We start from the raw sequence: 15,877 nt of genomic DNA, 5'->3' as shown, positions 1-15,877 counted from the left end.
TATTGTACGGGATAATGCTCAGACCAGCAGATTCCGGCCGGATTCCGGCAACGGAATGTCCGCTTTATTACGGCTGAACCCCCCATAGCCGTACGCCATTCAAGTACAGTGGTACCCGGTTCCAGTCTGTATAAGCCGTTTTAGTTGAATCATAGGAATAATCATCGGCCTTATTGTAATTGCTCCAATCGGTTTTGTTAATGCGCAGCTGAATTTCCCCGGTGTTCGCCCCGGGTGCCAGACTGCCGGCACCGGCGCTGAAGGAAATCTCCACATAATAATCCGCTCCTGCAACCGCAGGATCAAGCTTCACGAAGCTGCCCAGCACATTGCTGCCGCCGAGTGTTGCATAATCGACATTGAACTGCTGAGGTTTCTCTCCGTCAATCGTGTAATAGTAACGGAGCTTGACCTTACTGAGATCTACCGCTGTCGTCCCGTTGTTGACAATCCGCAGCTGCGGACGGAACTGCGAATCTGTGGCGTTCGTATCCGTTGTACGGTATTGAACCACCAGGTTCGCCGCAGCAGGCGTAGCCGTTGGCGTGACCGTCGGTGTAGCCGTTGGCATTGTCGTCGGTGTAGCCGTTGGCGTCGGCGTAGCTGTTGGTGTGGCCGTTGGTGTGGCCGTTGGCGCTACTGTCGGTGTGGCCGTTGGTGTAGCTGTTGGAGTGACCGTCGGCGTAGCTATTGGCGTAGCTGTTGGCGTGGCCGTTGGCGTTATCGTCGGTGTAGCTGTCGGTATTGGACCGCTGCCGTTATTGATTAGCCGGTCGTATTCCGCATAGGCTGTAGCGATGTCCACCTGTGACCAGAAGCGGTGATAGGTGAACTCAGGTGCGCCATTGTCCCATGTCTTGGTTGTTTTGTTGTATGAGCTGTTGTACTTGCCTTCCAGGTAACTCCACTTGGGATCATTTTTGATATCGGGAAGCACATCGGTATAGCTCGCATAGACTCCGTTTCCGCCCTTGGCCGGATCAGAAGGTACTGTCGCGCTGCCCGGTATAGTGTTTCCTTGGCCGAAGGTCCCCGTCCAGCCCGCAGGGAAATATACCTCTTTGGTGAAGAACCGGAAATAATCCGCCCGCTTCTCAAGCGTCGTAATTCCCAGTCCATCATTGTAGCCCCAGGCTGTATCCAGCAGGGACTTGGCCAATTGTGAAGCGGTTCCGCCGAGCGCAGTATAACTGCCGTGTTCCGCTTTGCTTCCTGCGGCAAAGAACGTAAGCGCTTTAATATAGCTGCCCAGCACACCGGTATCCTGTCCGGGATCTTTGGTCACTGCCTTGAGGCCGCTGTTGCCGCTAAAAGAGTTGAAGCCGCCCCATGTATCCGGCTGGCCCTGCCACTCCACATTGCCCGGAATCCAGAACTCGCCGGGTGCGGACACGGTGGCAATCTGCGGATCATCTCCGCCCAGAATCCGGTTTCCCTGCAGGTCCAGATAATAGCCGGCGGCATCCGTTACCGGACGGCTGCCCGCAAAGGCATAATCTGTAGACCAGTCAATCCAGTTCTCAATCACCCGTTTGGCCATTTTGAAATTGGCCGAGGTGGTATCCCCGCTGGAAGCCAGAATGTAATACAGCTCGGCTACCCGTTCCACACTCCAGGCCTGCATCCCGAACCAATTGTTGGATGGCGGGTCATGGTAGACTGGAGCCTCGTCGTAGGCCATGCCATAGAAGGTGCTTGTTCCGGCGGGATAAGCGCTGTATGAACCGCCATAACTGTTAGTAGCTCCTCCCGCAATGGCTCCTTCAGAGGATTGCAGCCAGTTGTAGAATTCCAGCTGGCGGGTCAGCGATTTGCCCCAATCCTCTCCGGCTGTTGCCGAAGCCGGAATCAGGCCGCCGTCTGCAGTGGACAGTGCATAGGCTGCAACCACATTCTGATAACCCTGGTGCGCATGGCTCGCGCCAATTCTCCAGGCCCAGTTGCCGGTTGTTCCAAGGCCCCCGCCCCAGGCAGTATACCAGGCCAGCAGATACTGGCTGGAATCCTTGCCGGTTCCCGCTTCAGGTGTGCCGTCAGCAGCGCTGCCGACTTTCTGGAAGTACTTATCGTACATGCCATAACGCAGGAAGTCGCCCATTTTCTTGGCTTTGTTCAGATAGACCGTATTGGTGTATCCAAGGTCCTTGGCCCAGTACATCGCTTGCACAGCGCGTGCATCCGCGTCTGTAGCATTCGTATAACGCCATTGTGCGGAAGGTACGCTATTTTCCTTGGTGAATAGGCTCATGAAGCCTTCATTCGTCTTGCCGAACGATTTGTCATCCTGTGAAGGATGCGCCACCGCTTCCCAGACGGATTCCTGCACTCCGCGCTGGAAGGTATTCACATAAGCAGCGGTATGCGCAGGATTCAGCAGATTGCCGAAGCCGTACCAGTTGTCCACATCCACCAGCCAGTGCATCAGATAGGTCTGGTTATTGCCGTAGGTCGACTTCAGCTCTCCATCCAGCGGGTCCTTGCCCGGCGTATATTTGCCGTTCAGCGCACTTGGATACAGATCCGGCTGGGCAAGCTCCGAGGCGTAGGTTGCCGGACTGTTCGGGTTGTAATTGCTCATCGTCGGCTGCTCCTGCACGCCGTCGCCTTCATTAACCGGGATGATGTATTTCTCCATATTGTCCCAGGCGGCTTCGAGCTTGCTCCAGTCTCCGGTATTATAGCCATACAGCACTTCAAGCCACATCCAGTAGCTGTAGGCCTCGGAGGTGGTCATATGCCCGTAGTTGGGCGCCTCGCTAAGCAGGGTCTCCACCGCGTGATAAGGAATGCCTTCCGCCGAGAAATAGCCGCTCGCCGGGTCTTTCAGCTGGGCATATAATTGCAGAAATCTTGTCTTTTCTACCGATGCAGCCTTGGCTGTCCCGGGTCTGAAATTAAAGATACCGCTTGTAAGAGAAATGATCAGGATGGCAGCCATTACTATGGAGAATGGTTTCTTGATTGAACTCAGCTTCATCATTTCGGCATACTTCCTCTCTGGAATGATTTATGGTTCCAAGCCCCACACAAGCGTTCCTGCACGGTAAAGTGTAGCTTTCTCCCAATCCGCGAAGGTCTGCTGGGTTCCACCATAGGAATAGTCATTGCTCTCATTGTAGGCCGTCCAGTCCGTCTTGTTGAACCGCACCTGAATCTCCCCGCTATCCGCCCCCGGAGCCAGGCTTCCTGCCCCTGCGGCAAAGGAAATCTCCACATAAGAATCCGCCAGGGATACCGGCGCGTCCAGCTTCACAAAGCTTCCGCTCAGGTTGCCGCTGCCGACAACAGCGTAGTCACAGTGAAATTCCTGCGGCTTGTCCCCGTCCACTGTGTAATAATAGCGCAGCTTCAGACCACTGAGTGCAATGGTCTCGGCCCCTGTGTTGACAATCCGGAACTGGCTGCGGATCTGCGAATCACCGGGACTTGTGTCATTGGTGCGGTACTGTACACGCAAAGCTCCAGTAACCGGCGGGGTGGTCTCGCGCGGCCGGGCCGTAGCCTGTGCAGACGCCGTACTCTCCCCCACATTGTTCGATGCGGTCACCACGTAATAGTAGTCCACTCCGTTCGTCAGCCCGCTGTCGCTGTAGACGGCTCCGTTTGCCGTGCCGATCACCGTGTACGGTCCGCCGCTCACCAGAGAGCGCTTGACCGTATACTGGGAAGCACCGCTGACCGCATTCCAGCTCAAGGCCACGCTGGCATTGCCGGGTACAGCCTGCAGGCCGGACGGACGGCCCGGAACCTGGGGTTCACCGGGGGTTCCGCCGCCGGGAGGCAGCTCCCCGTACACCTTGACACCCGCATCAAATACCGGAATATACGGATTCTTCGTCGCCGAGGAAGCACCTGGAGCCACTCCCTTGAAGGAGAAGTCATTACTGTTGTCCCAGAAGGTGGTGTTCAGCGGCCCGGCAATCCGGAACTGGACCTCCTTGCGGTAAGCGGATTGTCCGCCCGGATAAATCGGTGTGCCGGAGAAATCTACTTTGGTGTAGTAAATATGATTCGCTTCATCATAAGGCAGCAGCTGCGAGACGGTTGCCCCCTGATTGTAGCCTCCCGCCTTGACGGTGATATCTGCTGGTCCATACCCTGCAGCCACAGCCTCACTTATGTCCATATAGTAGTTGAAGGACATTTGACTGCTGGAGCGGGCAGGCCACCCGGAGCGGTTATTGAGCAGTGCACGGATTTCCACAAAATTGCTGCCGCTGGCGTTCACAGAGGTCTCGGTGAACATTTCATCCTCACGCGTTTCGGCCGGCGGGAAATTCACAAGCGGCTGCTGGCCCTGCCCGTGGAGCAGCATCATTTTGGCCAAAGCGCCGGTAAAGGCTGAATTGTAATCGGTTGCAACTTCGTTGGAGACATAATCGCTGATTGTATCGGTGTAGCTGTCTGTCTTGGAAGGTCCTCCGACCAGTGCGCCGTACAGCACATGCCGGTGGTTCGCAGGAGTCGTCTGGCTGTCGCTCCAGGAGCCGTGCGAAGTGCGGTGATGAGGATGCTGTGGCGCATTCGCGCCGAAGCCGATCACATAGCTGCTGTTCCGCGGATTATCGCCCAGCATATAGGTAATCTGCCGCTCCGCAAAGGTCTGGGCGGTGCTCTTCTTCACCGGATCTGAAACCCAGTCCGCATAGACAAAGGCCATGAATGCCTGGTTGGCGGCATACCGCAGCGCCCCCCATTGGTCCAGATGGGCCAGCCCCCCGGGAGTATAAGCTACCCGGTCAGAGGTACCGTTCACTCCGGTGGTCCAAAACTGCATATTCCGTTCAGTGGATTGAATGAATTTGGGATCACCCGTAATGCGGGAAAGCAGGAGCTGTGCACCGTAATGCTTGTCATCCCAGGATTGGGTCCACTGATAACCCCAATCTCCGGCTTGGTTCGTGCCCCACAGATTGCTGGCGGCAGTAGCCTTATCCAGATAGGTCTGCTCGCCGGTCGCTAAGTACAGCCAGACTCCGCCCCAGCTTAATTCATCGGCGTAGCTGCTCCACGAATTGTAATACTGCTTGGCATCAGTGATTGTATCGGAGTAAGCCCCGCGGTACGTATCGGCAAAATTGTATAATTGCTTGGCATGCAGCAGCAGCTTGTCCGCATAAGCGGCATCCGAATCCCTGAAAATAATGGAAGCTGAGGCAAGTGCAGCAGCGGTCTCCGCTGCCAGATCAGAGCCGGGATGCGCAGCATCAATCTTGTAGGATGGACGTGCCATTTGCATGACCTCCGCCGGTCCCCACCAGTTATGATCCGCCGTGCCGTTGCCGACCTGTCCCCACAGCTCATTAGGAGCCGTATGCGCTTTCACAAAATAGTCTGTTGCCCAGCGGATATTGTCCAGAATCTCATCCAGCTGCCCCGATTGCACGTAGCCATCCTTGTATTCATAGACCGACCATGCCAGCATGGTGGAGGTGTACGCCATAGGAAATCCGAATTTAACATGATCCCCTGCGTCATACCAGCCTCCCGTCAGATCGTGGCCGACATCCGCACCGTCCTGCAGCCCCGAATCGCTCCGCCATTCCACACGATTGTTCGCCGGCAGATCACCCGACCGCTGTGTCTCATAGAAATAGATAGATTTCTGCAGTGCCTCTGCATAATTAATCCCGGCGGTTGCGGCTTTGCTGACATGCGGATGAATAACAGTCCCTGAAGCAATAGTGCAGGTTAGCATTAAGCTCAGTGCTGCGATACAGCCTGTCTTCCGTCTCGTTTGCTTCACCTTAACTCATCTCCCTTCGATTCTTACGTTTCAGCCCGATCGGGTGACTCACGCGCAGATACCTCCCCAGCGTCCATTGAAGACATTTCATAAGACATTCTATTCAGTACACTCCATCCTCCACCCCCACTTACAAATTAAGGAAATAATCTCCCTATCTACACATATACCACATAAAGTAATTTAATTCTATATATTTACAATTATATCCACCGAAAATAGACTCATTTTGTCAAAAAATTTCCATTTTTATCATATTTGCCGTTTCATCAACCGAAAAAAACGCCTAACGTGCTTCAGGTGCACGCGGATACGCAAGCAAAAGACCACCGCAGTTGAGTGCATGCGGTGGTCTCACTTTACTTTTCTTCCTTTATTGGTCTTCCAATGCATCTGAGTGGAGCGCTATTGCCCGCGCCGCAGCTGCTGGTTATGGCGGATCTTCGCCTCGTTGCCCTGCTCGGTCGCCTGATAGAACACCCTCCGGGAGATCGCCTTCGGAAGATAGTCCTGCTTCACATAATGGCCGGGGAAATTATGGGGATACTGGTATCCCTCATGCCCCAGCTGGGCTGCGCCCTTATAATGCGTATCCCGCAAATGCAGCGGCACCTCAGCCGACTTCAGATCCTCCAGGCTATCCATAACGTTCGCGATTGCCATTACCACGCCGTTTGATTTCGGGCTCTCCACCGCAAACAGGATTGCCTGTGCGATATTCAGCTTCGCCTCCGGCCAGCCGTTGTTGCGGTAGGCATCCAGCGCACTGACAGCCTGAACCATCGCCTGCGGGTTAGCCAGGCCGATATCCTCGCTGCTCGCGGCGATCAGACGGCGGATGAAGGTCATCGGGTCCATGCCGAGCTTCTCCACGGCGTAGAGGAACCAGAACAGGGCGGCGTCGCTGGAGCCGCGAATGCTTTTGTGAAAAGCGGACAGCACATCATACTGCGTAGACTCGTCCGCTTTGACAATCGGCCGGCGGATGGACTCCTCCGCCACCTCCAGCGTGATATGCACGCTGCCGTCACTCTCCGGGGCAGTGGTCATCGCCGCCAGCTCCAGCGCGTTCAAGGCGCGGCGGATATCGCCGTTAGCCATCGTGGCGATATGCTGCAGCGCGTCCTCATCCGCCTTCAGATCCATGAACCCCAGGCCCCGCTGCTCATCGGCGAGCGCCCGCTTCATGGCAATCAGGCTATGCTCACTGGTCAGGGACTCCAGCTGGAACAGCGTGGAGCGGCTCATAAGCGCCCCGTTCACATAATGGAACGGATTCTCCGTCGTGGCGCCGATGAAGGTAATCGTCCCCTTCTCCACTGCCGGCAGCAGCGCATCCTGGCGGGAGCTGTTGAAGCGGTGGACCTCGTCCAGAAACAGAATGGTCTTCGAGCCGTACAGCGCCTTGTTGCTCTGGGCGCGTTCAATAACCTCGCGGACATCCTTGACCGAGGCTTCCACCGCGTTCAGCCGGACAAATTCACCTTGGGTATGATGCGATATGATATGAGCCAAGGTTGTTTTGCCGCAGCCCGGAGGCCCGTACAGCAAGATGGAAGATACCTGGTCGGCCTCAATGGCCCTGCGCAGCAGCTTGCCGCGGCCTACAATATGCTCCTGTCCAATATATTCATCGAGATTCACGGGCCGCATCCGGTCTGCAAGCAGCCGTCCGCTCCCGTTCCCGTTATCCTCACCCAGCGAGAATAAATCCATAACTCCACTTCCTTGCTAGTAATCTGGTATTTCGCTATTTCTTCGATAGAAAGAACTGGCTGCCTTCTATCATACCATACCCGCAGCTTTCATTAAAAAGAGCATGACCTCGCCATCACCGGCGGGAGCATGCTCTTTGTTCTATTCTTAGAACTTATATGTTTGGGGTTGTTTCAAATATTCAGGCTAGCTGTTCAGTGCCAGCCGCATTTTTGAAATGATTTTGCGGATGCTTTCTTCGGATAAATGATATCTCTTCTGCAGCTCGTTCACCGAGCAGCCGCTGCTGTGACTACAGAAGATCTCTTCATTGCGGTTCGCAATTTCTTGCCGGGAGCCGCTGTTCTCGCCCCATCGTACCCGCTCTTCCGTCTTCTTCGGGATGTATAGCAATTCACCCTGGATGTAGCCCTGTAGCTCTTCGAGCAATCCCGGGGGGAGCACATCCTTTCCATTTACGTAACTCACGTTCTGGTTCCTCCTTCAACAGGTGTGTTCCGTTAAGTCCGATCACTGCGCTGTTCTTGATAATCATGCCACCTGCCTCCTTTCTTCTCCTCAAATTTGGTAAATAACCTAAATTCATTATATTAAACCCTGCGGTTAGCGTCTACATTCATTGTTTATCAGTAATCTATCAGTGGTTTGTCAGTGTACTTCTATATATTTTAGCTAAGCCTGAAATATATAGCCGCTATCTATACATAAGGAGGCCTCGCGGCCTCCCCTTAAACAGGCTTCCGTCTTAGACGGAAACCACCTCGTATTCTGAAAACATTGCCATCAGCCTCCTTCCAGAAGTAATCTTGCCCGGCCGGACACTTATTATTAAGCCACAGGTATCCGCGGGTTACAAGTTCAAGAATAGTTATAATCGTTCTCCACCTTGAGCTCACGTTAATCATAACTTTCAGGAGGAATGCATAGCGGTAATTTTATCCAAAAAAATTTTGACGAAAAACTAATTTTTTAGTCGATTAGTGTCGAAATATATATTAAATTATCTATTTACTTCGAGATATGGAAATTAATTTAACCCCATCCATTCAGAAATTCAGGAGGAACCTTCTATGACAACCCCACGGAATCCTTTAAAGCGTGTATTTCACATCACCAAGCTCAGAACGGAACTCATGCTGCTAATCATCATAGCCATTGTGCTCCCCTCCCTTGCCCTGGTTGTCATATCCACGGAAACCTCAGAGTCGGCCCTGCGCTCCAAGATGGAAGAGACCACAAACTCAAGCATTCATATTCTCGATAAAACCCTTTCGCAATTAATCCAGCTGGAGAGCGCAGGTGTGAATGAGCTTGCTTACCAGATTAGTGCCGCCGATCTCACCAGCGATACTGCAAAAGTACGCAGCCTGATCGACAAATTCAAGCTGGAGCATCCTGAAGTGGATATCGTAGCTCTGGGCAACGATGAAGGTAAATACATGTTCGCTCCGGATTCAGAGCAGCAGAATTATGATCCCCGCATCCGGGACTGGTACATAGACGCTCTAAAGTCACCGGAGACCACATCGGTTATTGATCCGATTTTCTCCAAAGTGACGAACAGCTACATTCTGCCGGTTTCCAGGGCTTTTCCGGACGGTAAGGGTGCCGTTACCATCAGCATCAGCATGAACGAGCTTATGGAGCTGACCAAAAATGTCAGTCTGGGCGACAGCGGTTATGTATATATTCTAGACGGCAATAACAAGGTGATCTATCACCCCACCATGGAGGTGGCTTCTGAAGCAACAAGCCAGATGCTGGCTGAAATGGGCAAAGGTCCGGCAGGCAAAATCTCCTACAAGGACGATACAGCCAATACACAAATGGACGGCTTCTACATTACAAACGAGCTGACCGGATTCAAAATGGCCGGTGTGCTGCCGGAGAATGAATACACCAAGGCTGTATACCCGATTCTGTACAAGTCAGGTATCGTGCTTGTCGTCTCTCTGCTGCTTGCTTCGATCGTAACATTCCTTATCATCCGCCGCATTACCGGCGCTGTGGAACGCTTGAACCGTTCGGCCAAACGGGTAAGCGAGGGTTATCTGGATGAGTCTGTGGAAACGAACCGCAAGGATGAGATCGGTCAGCTTGCCGGCAATTATAATGCGATGGTGTCTTCCCTGCGCAAAATGGTTCAGGAGGTCGCTGAAACGTCAGGCCACCTGGCGGCAGCCAGTGAACAGCTGACAGCCAGCACCGGCGAGAACAGCAAAGCGGTCGAATATGTGACTGAGCTGGTCGAGGAATCCACCCGTGGTGTGGAAACCCAGGCTTATGCTTCCGCCGAAGTGGCTATAACGATGGATGAAATGTCAACCGGCATTCAAAAAATCGCCTCCGCCTCAGAGATGATAGTGGGCGCTGCAGTACAGACGGAACAGGATGTCTCCACCGGCAGCGCCAAGATGCAGCATGTCGGAGAACAGATGAAGACGATCCGCGAATCCGTACATCAGTCCGGCAGTCTGATCGCCGAGCTCAACGGCTTAAGCGCCAAGGTGGCGGAGACCAGCACGGCCATCTCTGCTATTGCCAAGCAGACCAATCTCCTGTCGCTGAATGCCGGCATTGAAGCTGCACGGGCCGGAGAACATGGCAGAGGCTTCGCTGTAGTCGCCGGTGAAGTGCGCAAGCTGTCCGAAGCTACCAATGTCAGTGCAGGACAAATTCAGGAGACCATCTCCGAGATGGTAGACCTGATTGCCAGCGCCTATGATGTGATGCGGCATAAAGTGGTTGGAGATGTGGAGCAGGGAATGGCGCTTACACAGGAAGCCAGCGAGGCCTTCCATCAGATCGAGCAGTCCACCCGGCATGTAGGCGAGCAAATCCATGAAGTATCCGCGATTACCGAGCAAATGTCGGCCAGCAGCGCAGAAGTAGCAGCGTCTGTTCAGGAGATGGCCAAGATCGCCCAGGCCGCGCTGGAATCCTTCCAGAGTGTAACAGCGGCGACAGAAGAGCAGCTTGCTTCCATGGAGGAGATCACTTCATCCTCCGCTGCGCTGTCCGCCATGGCATCGGACATGCAGGGACAGGTGGAACGGTTTCACTTCGAGCCGAAGGGCAAGGCTTAAGTCTCCCGGGCAACTATCACCGGCTGCTTGGGCGGACGGTCCGCAAACGGACCAACATTACATTCTCCATTCGCCTACTTCTGGCGGCATCCGGCATAATGAGGAGCACTAATGCTCCTCATTTGCTCAGTTGGCACGCATCCAGCGAATTCAGGGGCACTAATGCTCCTCATTTGCTCAGTTGGCACGCATCCAGCGAATTCAGGGGCACTAATGCCCCTCATTTGCTCTTTTTGCCCGCTTCCAGTGAATTCAGGGGCACTAATGCTCCTCATTTGCTCTTTTGGCCCGCATCCACCGAATTCAGGGGCACTAATGCCCCTCATTTGCTCCTTTGGCCCGCGTCCAGTGAATTCAGGGGCACTAATGCTCCTCATTTGCTCTTTTGGCCCGCTTCCAGTGGATTCTGGGGCACTAATGCTCCTCATTTGCTCATTCAGCACGCAAAAGAAACCTCTCTTTTGAAATGGTTAATACATTTCGCCAAAGAGAGGTTTCTTTTTTGCGTTTTTTAAGATTGCATATATGTTTCCCGCTTAAATAGCGGATCGGACCGGACGACCCGCGGATAAAGAGTTAGCGGTCGCCTTGTGTCCGGATTTTCACCGCTAAGAGAATTTAAAAAACCTGGATTGGGCAGCGATTGGAACAACGTTCCGTTTGCGGAGTGTTCTCACCAAGCGCAACCCTTTATCCCATTCCAAAACAGGGCTGCCCTTGCCCAAGATAATGTAAACCTTAATTCCCTTCGGGTACCGGCCAGCCGGAGACCGTCTCGTCTCCAAGCAGCTGTACGTAATGCGGAAGACCGCCGTCATGCAATAGCCATAGCTCATGCAGGGCACGTGTACAGCCTACATACATCAGCTTGGCATCCCAGGCTGCTCCTCCGTAGTGCGCACTGTCCGCATCCGCCAGGATGACAGCATCGAACTCCAGTCCCTTGGACAAATATACGGGCAGTACGGACAAGCCGCCGCGGTATTCGGTGATGCTGCCGTCAATGAGATGAATATCCTCGAATTGTCCGGCAAGCTCAGCGTACAGCTCAGCGGCTTCCCGCAGGCTGCGGGTCAATACAGCCACTGTGCGGTATTCGCGCCCGGAGAGCGACGACAGGGCGCTCCTGACAGCGCTGAGCCGCTGGCTACCGCCTGTAGCCGGTTCCGGCTGCGCATCCTCATAGGAAATCAGCCGCACGGGATTACCGCTGCGGAAGACCGGCACGGCCAGCAGCGCGCTGCCGACGCCGGCGGACAGAATACCGTTGGCGAATTCAATAATCTCCATCGTTGAACGGTAGCTGCGGGTAAGCGCATGATACGCTGTATACTCCCCGGCAAACAGCGACTGCATCTCATTCCACTCATGTACCCCTTTGTAGGCATGAATCCCCTGGGATAAGTCACCCAGAATGGTGAAGGAATGGCCCTTCACATACAGATCCAGCACGGCAATCTGGAACGGGGAGAAATCCTGCGCTTCGTCAATAACAATATGATCGAAGCGTTCAGTCCCCTCATTGCCGTTCAAAAGATAATGAATATAGAGCAGCGGCGGCAGATCCTCTTCCCGCAAAATGCCTTTCTTCAGCTCTTTCACCGTTTCCTTCAGTACAGCCTGCGGAATTTCTTCCGGCGCCTCAGCCGGCCAGTCCTCCGGAGTCTTCGCCGCACGGAATATCTGCTTGTAGATGGCCAGCGGCTCATATTTCGGCCACTTGGCGCTATACGCCTTCTCGCGCGCCGCACCTTTTTTCTTGCGGTCCTTCAGCGCAGCGGCCGACGGGCTCTTCTTCAGCTCCATCTCGATCCAGCGGTGAATCCGCGCCATCACGCGTTCCTTGCGTTTGGCCGGCGGATACGGAGCGTATTCTTCATTATGCCAGCGCAGAATCATCGAGCGGCGCAGCACAGCCCCGTCCCACGGGCTGAAATCCCCTTCAGGCACGGCGCTGGTCTCCAGCAGCTTAATGCTGGATTCAATGACACTCATCAGCACCGTGGAGCCTTTGAAGCGTCCCGGGGTCTCTTCTGTAATGACAGGCATCGCTCCTGCTGTTTCGAACCAGCGGTTCATCGTTTCCGAAGCGTCCTGCTCCGGCAAAGTCACACCCAGCACACCTGCCGCCCAGTCCGGGAAGGTGCTCTGGGCAATATTGCCGACGCCGAGCTCCGGCAGCACATCTGAAATATAATCCAGGAACATCCGGTTCGGAGCGAAAATAATCATTTTCTCCGCCGAGACCTGATCCTTGTATTGATACAATAAAAAAGCCAGCCGGTGCAGCGCGACGGTGGTTTTACCGCTTCCCGCCACCCCTTGAATAATCAGCGCCGTGTTCTTCGCTGCCCGGATAATCTTGTCCTGCTCCTCCTGGATCGTCGAGACGATATCACGCAGCCGGTTGTCCTTGTTCTCACCGAGCCGGTACACCAGGAATTCATCCGACACCGCCGGCGCATCACTGTCGCGGTTATACGTATCCGCAACCCGCTCCAGAATCTGCTTGCGGATGACCACGTTGCGTTTGAGGTAGACGAGCCCTTCAATCAGCCCTTCCGGTGCTTCATAGGAGGCCGCTTCTGTCCCTCCTGTAAACGAATAGAACAGGCTTGCCACCGGTGCCCGCCAGTCAATGACCAGCGGACGGTCGCTTACCTGCTCACGGTCTACGCCGATTTTACCAATATAAAGTGCCTTGCGTTCTTCCTCGTCATTGCCCTGAAAATCAAGCCGTCCGAAATAAGGCTCCTGCCTAAGCTTGGCAAGATCTTTGCGCTTCTGTTCCCTGGAGTCCTCCAGCACTTGCTCCGTATACTCGTGTCCTGTGTACACCGGAGTGCTGCGCAACCGCTCAAGGGTAGAGTCAATCTCTATAAGCGCATGGTTCAGCCTGTCTTCTTCCTCTTGATAGGCACTTTGAAAGTTGTCTTCCAATTTCAGTTACCTCCTAAAAGTGATGTGAGCAGTACATCATATCACAAGAGGACAGGGAAAGCCATATATTTCAAACTGCCGTATAGAACGGCTCACCTGCCCTGTATGAGGCGCATTTAGCCCATCAGCGCATGGAGCACAAAGTTTGCTACGAACAGCCCGGCAATCCCGTACAGCGCCGGCGGGACGTCCTTGCCTTTGCCTGTAGCCAGCTTCACAACCGGGTAAGTGATGAACCCAAACGCCATCCCGTCCACGATACTGTAGGTGAATGGAATCATCACCATAATCAGAAACGCAGGGAACAGCTCCGTCATGTCGCTGAGATCCATCTCGCGCACACTCTGGACCATCAGTCCGCCGATCACGATCAGAATCGGCGCAATGGCGCTGTCCGGCACATAAGCCAGCAGCGGAATGAACAGGAACGTCGCCCCGAACAAGAGACCGGTGACAAGCGAGGTTAAGCCGGAGCGTCCGCCGGCAGCGATGCCGGCTGTAGATTCGGCAGCGGCTACTACGGGACTGCTGCCGAACAGACCTGCTGCGATGTTGGCGACGGACAGCGCCCGCAGACTGCTTTTGAAGCGTTCCGGTCGGCCTATCATCAGCGTCTGCGAGGAGATCAGGCCGATGTTCTCGAAGACAACGATCAGCAGCAGCAGGAATACGGCAATCCAGAAGACCAGGCTGATGAATCCGCTCCATTCCATACTGGCGAACACATCGCCATATCCGCTGAACACATGTCCGGATTCGGTATTCTCAGGCGCATGAGCCGCTCCCAGCAGGTAGGCCAGGCCTGTCCCCGCCAGCATACTGATCAGCAGGCCGCCGCGCGTGCCGCGGATGAACAGGACCAGGGCGAGCAGCAGCGTCACCACCGAGGTAATGACCGCAGGATCGCTGAAATGCCCGATGGCGACAAAGGTCGTGGCGTGAGCAATCACAATCCCGCTTTTTTGCAGGCCGATAAACGTCAGAAACAGACCGATTCCGACAGTTATCGCATGCTGCAGATTATGGGGTATGGCATCACTCAGTATGCGGTAGAGCGAAGTGAACGCTACAATGGCGAACAGCACACCCGTCACCACAACAACGGCAAGCGCCTCACGCCAATCCAGCTTCATAGAATGTACCAATGTATAGGTGAAAAAGGCATTGATCCCCATGCCTGGGACGACGATAATCGGCGTTTTGCCGCCAAAAGCCATCAGCAGACAGCCTGTAATCGCTGTCAGCAGGGTGGCCACCATTCCCGCCCGCAGCGGCATGCCTGCATCATGCAGAATCGCTGCATTGACCATAACAATATATACCGAAGCGAAATACGATAGGATGCCTGCCGCCCACTCCCGTTTCCAGTTGTCGCCCGGTGCAAGTCCCACGCTATCCCGCCAAAAATTCGATTTCATCTAAAAACCTCCACTAGAGAACGTGAACCTAAGAATGTTAAGTTCATCTTATATTATGATGTTAAGTTCCGCTGGCTATTACCCGGTTTGTCTGATCTGTAATCAGCCATCTCACCGGTATATGCTGCTCCAGGCAGCAATAAAAGGGCATGCAGCGGGGAATCAGCTGCACGCCCTTGAATCCTGTCAAACCCTCATTCAAACGTGATGCCGCCGGTTTCCAGCAGATCCCGTACTGTAACGCTAACCATGATCAGGCCGACTACCGGAGGCACGAATGAATTACTGGCCGGAGGCTGCTTCGCTTTACGCCGGTCCGGTGCATTGGCAGGAACAATCTGCTCGGTGACATCCTCACGCGGCTTCACAGGCTTTTCGGTCGAGAATACAACCTTGACGCCTTTCTTGATCCCTTCCTTGCGCAGCTTTGTGCGGATCACCCGCGCAATCGGGTCCATACTCGTCTTGGAAATATCGGCCACCTGGAAACGGGTCGGGTCCATCTTATTCGCCGCTCCCATGCTGGAGATCATCGGGATCTTCCGGGTCAGACATTCCTTGATCAGATGAATTTTGTAGATAATCGTATCCGAAGCGTCAATGACATAATCCAGCTTGTATTTGAACAGCTCCTCATAGGTCTCCTCGGTGTAGAACATGTTTAATGCAATCGCTTCGCAATCCGGGTTGATCAGCTTGACGCGGTCTACCATCAGATCGGTTTTGTTCTGGCCGATGGTCGTCGTCAGCGCATGGATCTGGCGGTTGATATTGGTAATATCGACGGAATCCTTATCAATCAGGATGATGCGTCCGATACCGGTACGGGCGAGGGCCTCTACAGCCATGGCGCCTACTCCGCCAATCCCCAGCACAGCCACTGTGCTGTTCTTCATGATCTCGAGACCTTCCGGTCCGATCGCCAGTTCCGTACGCGAGAACTGATTCAGCATGATGTCAGCCTCCTTATG

The 15,877-nt window shown here is 54.2% G+C and carries 8 protein-coding genes; 1 reads left to right on the top strand and 7 read right to left on the bottom strand.

Annotated features, from left to right (window positions below):
* Nucleotides 1–67 precede the first annotated feature (67 nt).
* The 4 genes from GC101_RS33900 to GC101_RS33885 all read right to left on the bottom strand — a co-directional run bounded on the left by GC101_RS33900 (nucleotide 68) and on the right by GC101_RS33885 (nucleotide 7,930).
* Nucleotides 68–2,977, bottom strand: a complete 2,910-nt coding sequence (locus tag GC101_RS33900; RefSeq protein ID WP_171721041.1) for a glycoside hydrolase family 48 protein — start codon at nucleotides 2,975–2,977, stop codon at nucleotides 68–70.
* A 30-nt stretch (nucleotides 2,978–3,007) separates the two neighbouring features.
* Nucleotides 3,008–5,698: a glycoside hydrolase family 9 protein gene (locus GC101_RS33895; RefSeq protein WP_171721040.1), complete on the bottom strand. Its 2,691-nt coding sequence runs from the start codon at nucleotides 5,696–5,698 to the stop codon at nucleotides 3,008–3,010.
* A gap of 453 nt (nucleotides 5,699–6,151) precedes the next feature.
* The gene (locus GC101_RS33890; protein ID WP_171720885.1) at nucleotides 6,152–7,462 is read right to left on the bottom strand and encodes a replication-associated recombination protein A; all 1,311 of its coding nucleotides are present in this window, start codon (nucleotides 7,460–7,462) and stop codon (nucleotides 6,152–6,154) included.
* A 186-nt stretch (nucleotides 7,463–7,648) separates the two neighbouring features.
* Nucleotides 7,649–7,930, bottom strand: coding sequence for a CD3324 family protein (locus tag GC101_RS33885; RefSeq protein WP_039294537.1), 282 nt, complete (start codon nucleotides 7,928–7,930; stop codon nucleotides 7,649–7,651).
* Nucleotides 7,931–8,532: 602 nt separating this feature from the next.
* On the opposite strand from GC101_RS33885, the gene GC101_RS33880 reads away from it, so the two are divergent.
* Nucleotides 8,533–10,548: a methyl-accepting chemotaxis protein gene (locus GC101_RS33880; RefSeq protein WP_171720884.1), complete on the top strand. Its 2,016-nt coding sequence runs from the start codon at nucleotides 8,533–8,535 to the stop codon at nucleotides 10,546–10,548.
* Between the two features lie 738 nt (nucleotides 10,549–11,286).
* Here GC101_RS33880 and GC101_RS33875 read toward each other — a convergent pair.
* The 3 genes from GC101_RS33875 to GC101_RS33865 form a co-directional block, all read right to left on the bottom strand.
* The gene (locus GC101_RS33875; protein ID WP_171720883.1) at nucleotides 11,287–13,488 is read right to left on the bottom strand and encodes a HelD family protein; all 2,202 of its coding nucleotides are present in this window, start codon (nucleotides 13,486–13,488) and stop codon (nucleotides 11,287–11,289) included.
* 116 nt (nucleotides 13,489–13,604) lie between these two features.
* Entirely contained in the window at nucleotides 13,605–14,906 is a 1,302-nt protein-coding gene (locus tag GC101_RS33870; RefSeq protein WP_171720882.1) for an NCS2 family permease, read from the bottom strand.
* A 194-nt stretch (nucleotides 14,907–15,100) separates the two neighbouring features.
* Nucleotides 15,101–15,859 (bottom strand): tRNA threonylcarbamoyladenosine dehydratase, encoded by a 759-nt coding sequence (locus GC101_RS33865; RefSeq protein WP_171720881.1) that lies wholly within the window; start codon nucleotides 15,857–15,859, stop codon nucleotides 15,101–15,103.
* Between the last annotated feature and the right edge of the window lie 18 nt (nucleotides 15,860–15,877).

It is taken from the genome of Paenibacillus phytohabitans (assembly GCF_013141775.1).
GTDB classification, from domain to species: domain Bacteria; phylum Bacillota; class Bacilli; order Paenibacillales; family Paenibacillaceae; genus Paenibacillus_AQ; species Paenibacillus_AQ phytohabitans.
This window is presented reverse-complemented; position numbering and strand designations above follow the sequence as displayed.

Excerpts from the sequence above, each read along its gene's own strand:
- GC101_RS33865 (WP_171720881.1), bottom strand. The coding sequence starts at position 15,859 with ATGCTGAATCAGTTCTCGCGTACGGAACTGGCGATCGGACCGGAAGGT.
- GC101_RS33895 (WP_171721040.1), bottom strand. The coding sequence starts at position 5,698 with ATGCTAACCTGCACTATTGCTTCAGGGACTGTTATTCATCCGCATGTC.
- GC101_RS33900 (WP_171721041.1), bottom strand. The coding sequence starts at position 2,977 with ATGAAGCTGAGTTCAATCAAGAAACCATTCTCCATAGTAATGGCTGCC.
- GC101_RS33880 (WP_171720884.1), top strand. The coding sequence starts at position 8,533 with ATGACAACCCCACGGAATCCTTTAAAGCGTGTATTTCACATCACCAAG.
- GC101_RS33890 (WP_171720885.1), bottom strand. The coding sequence starts at position 7,462 with ATGGATTTATTCTCGCTGGGTGAGGATAACGGGAACGGGAGCGGACGG.
- GC101_RS33870 (WP_171720882.1), bottom strand. The coding sequence starts at position 14,906 with ATGAAATCGAATTTTTGGCGGGATAGCGTGGGACTTGCACCGGGCGAC.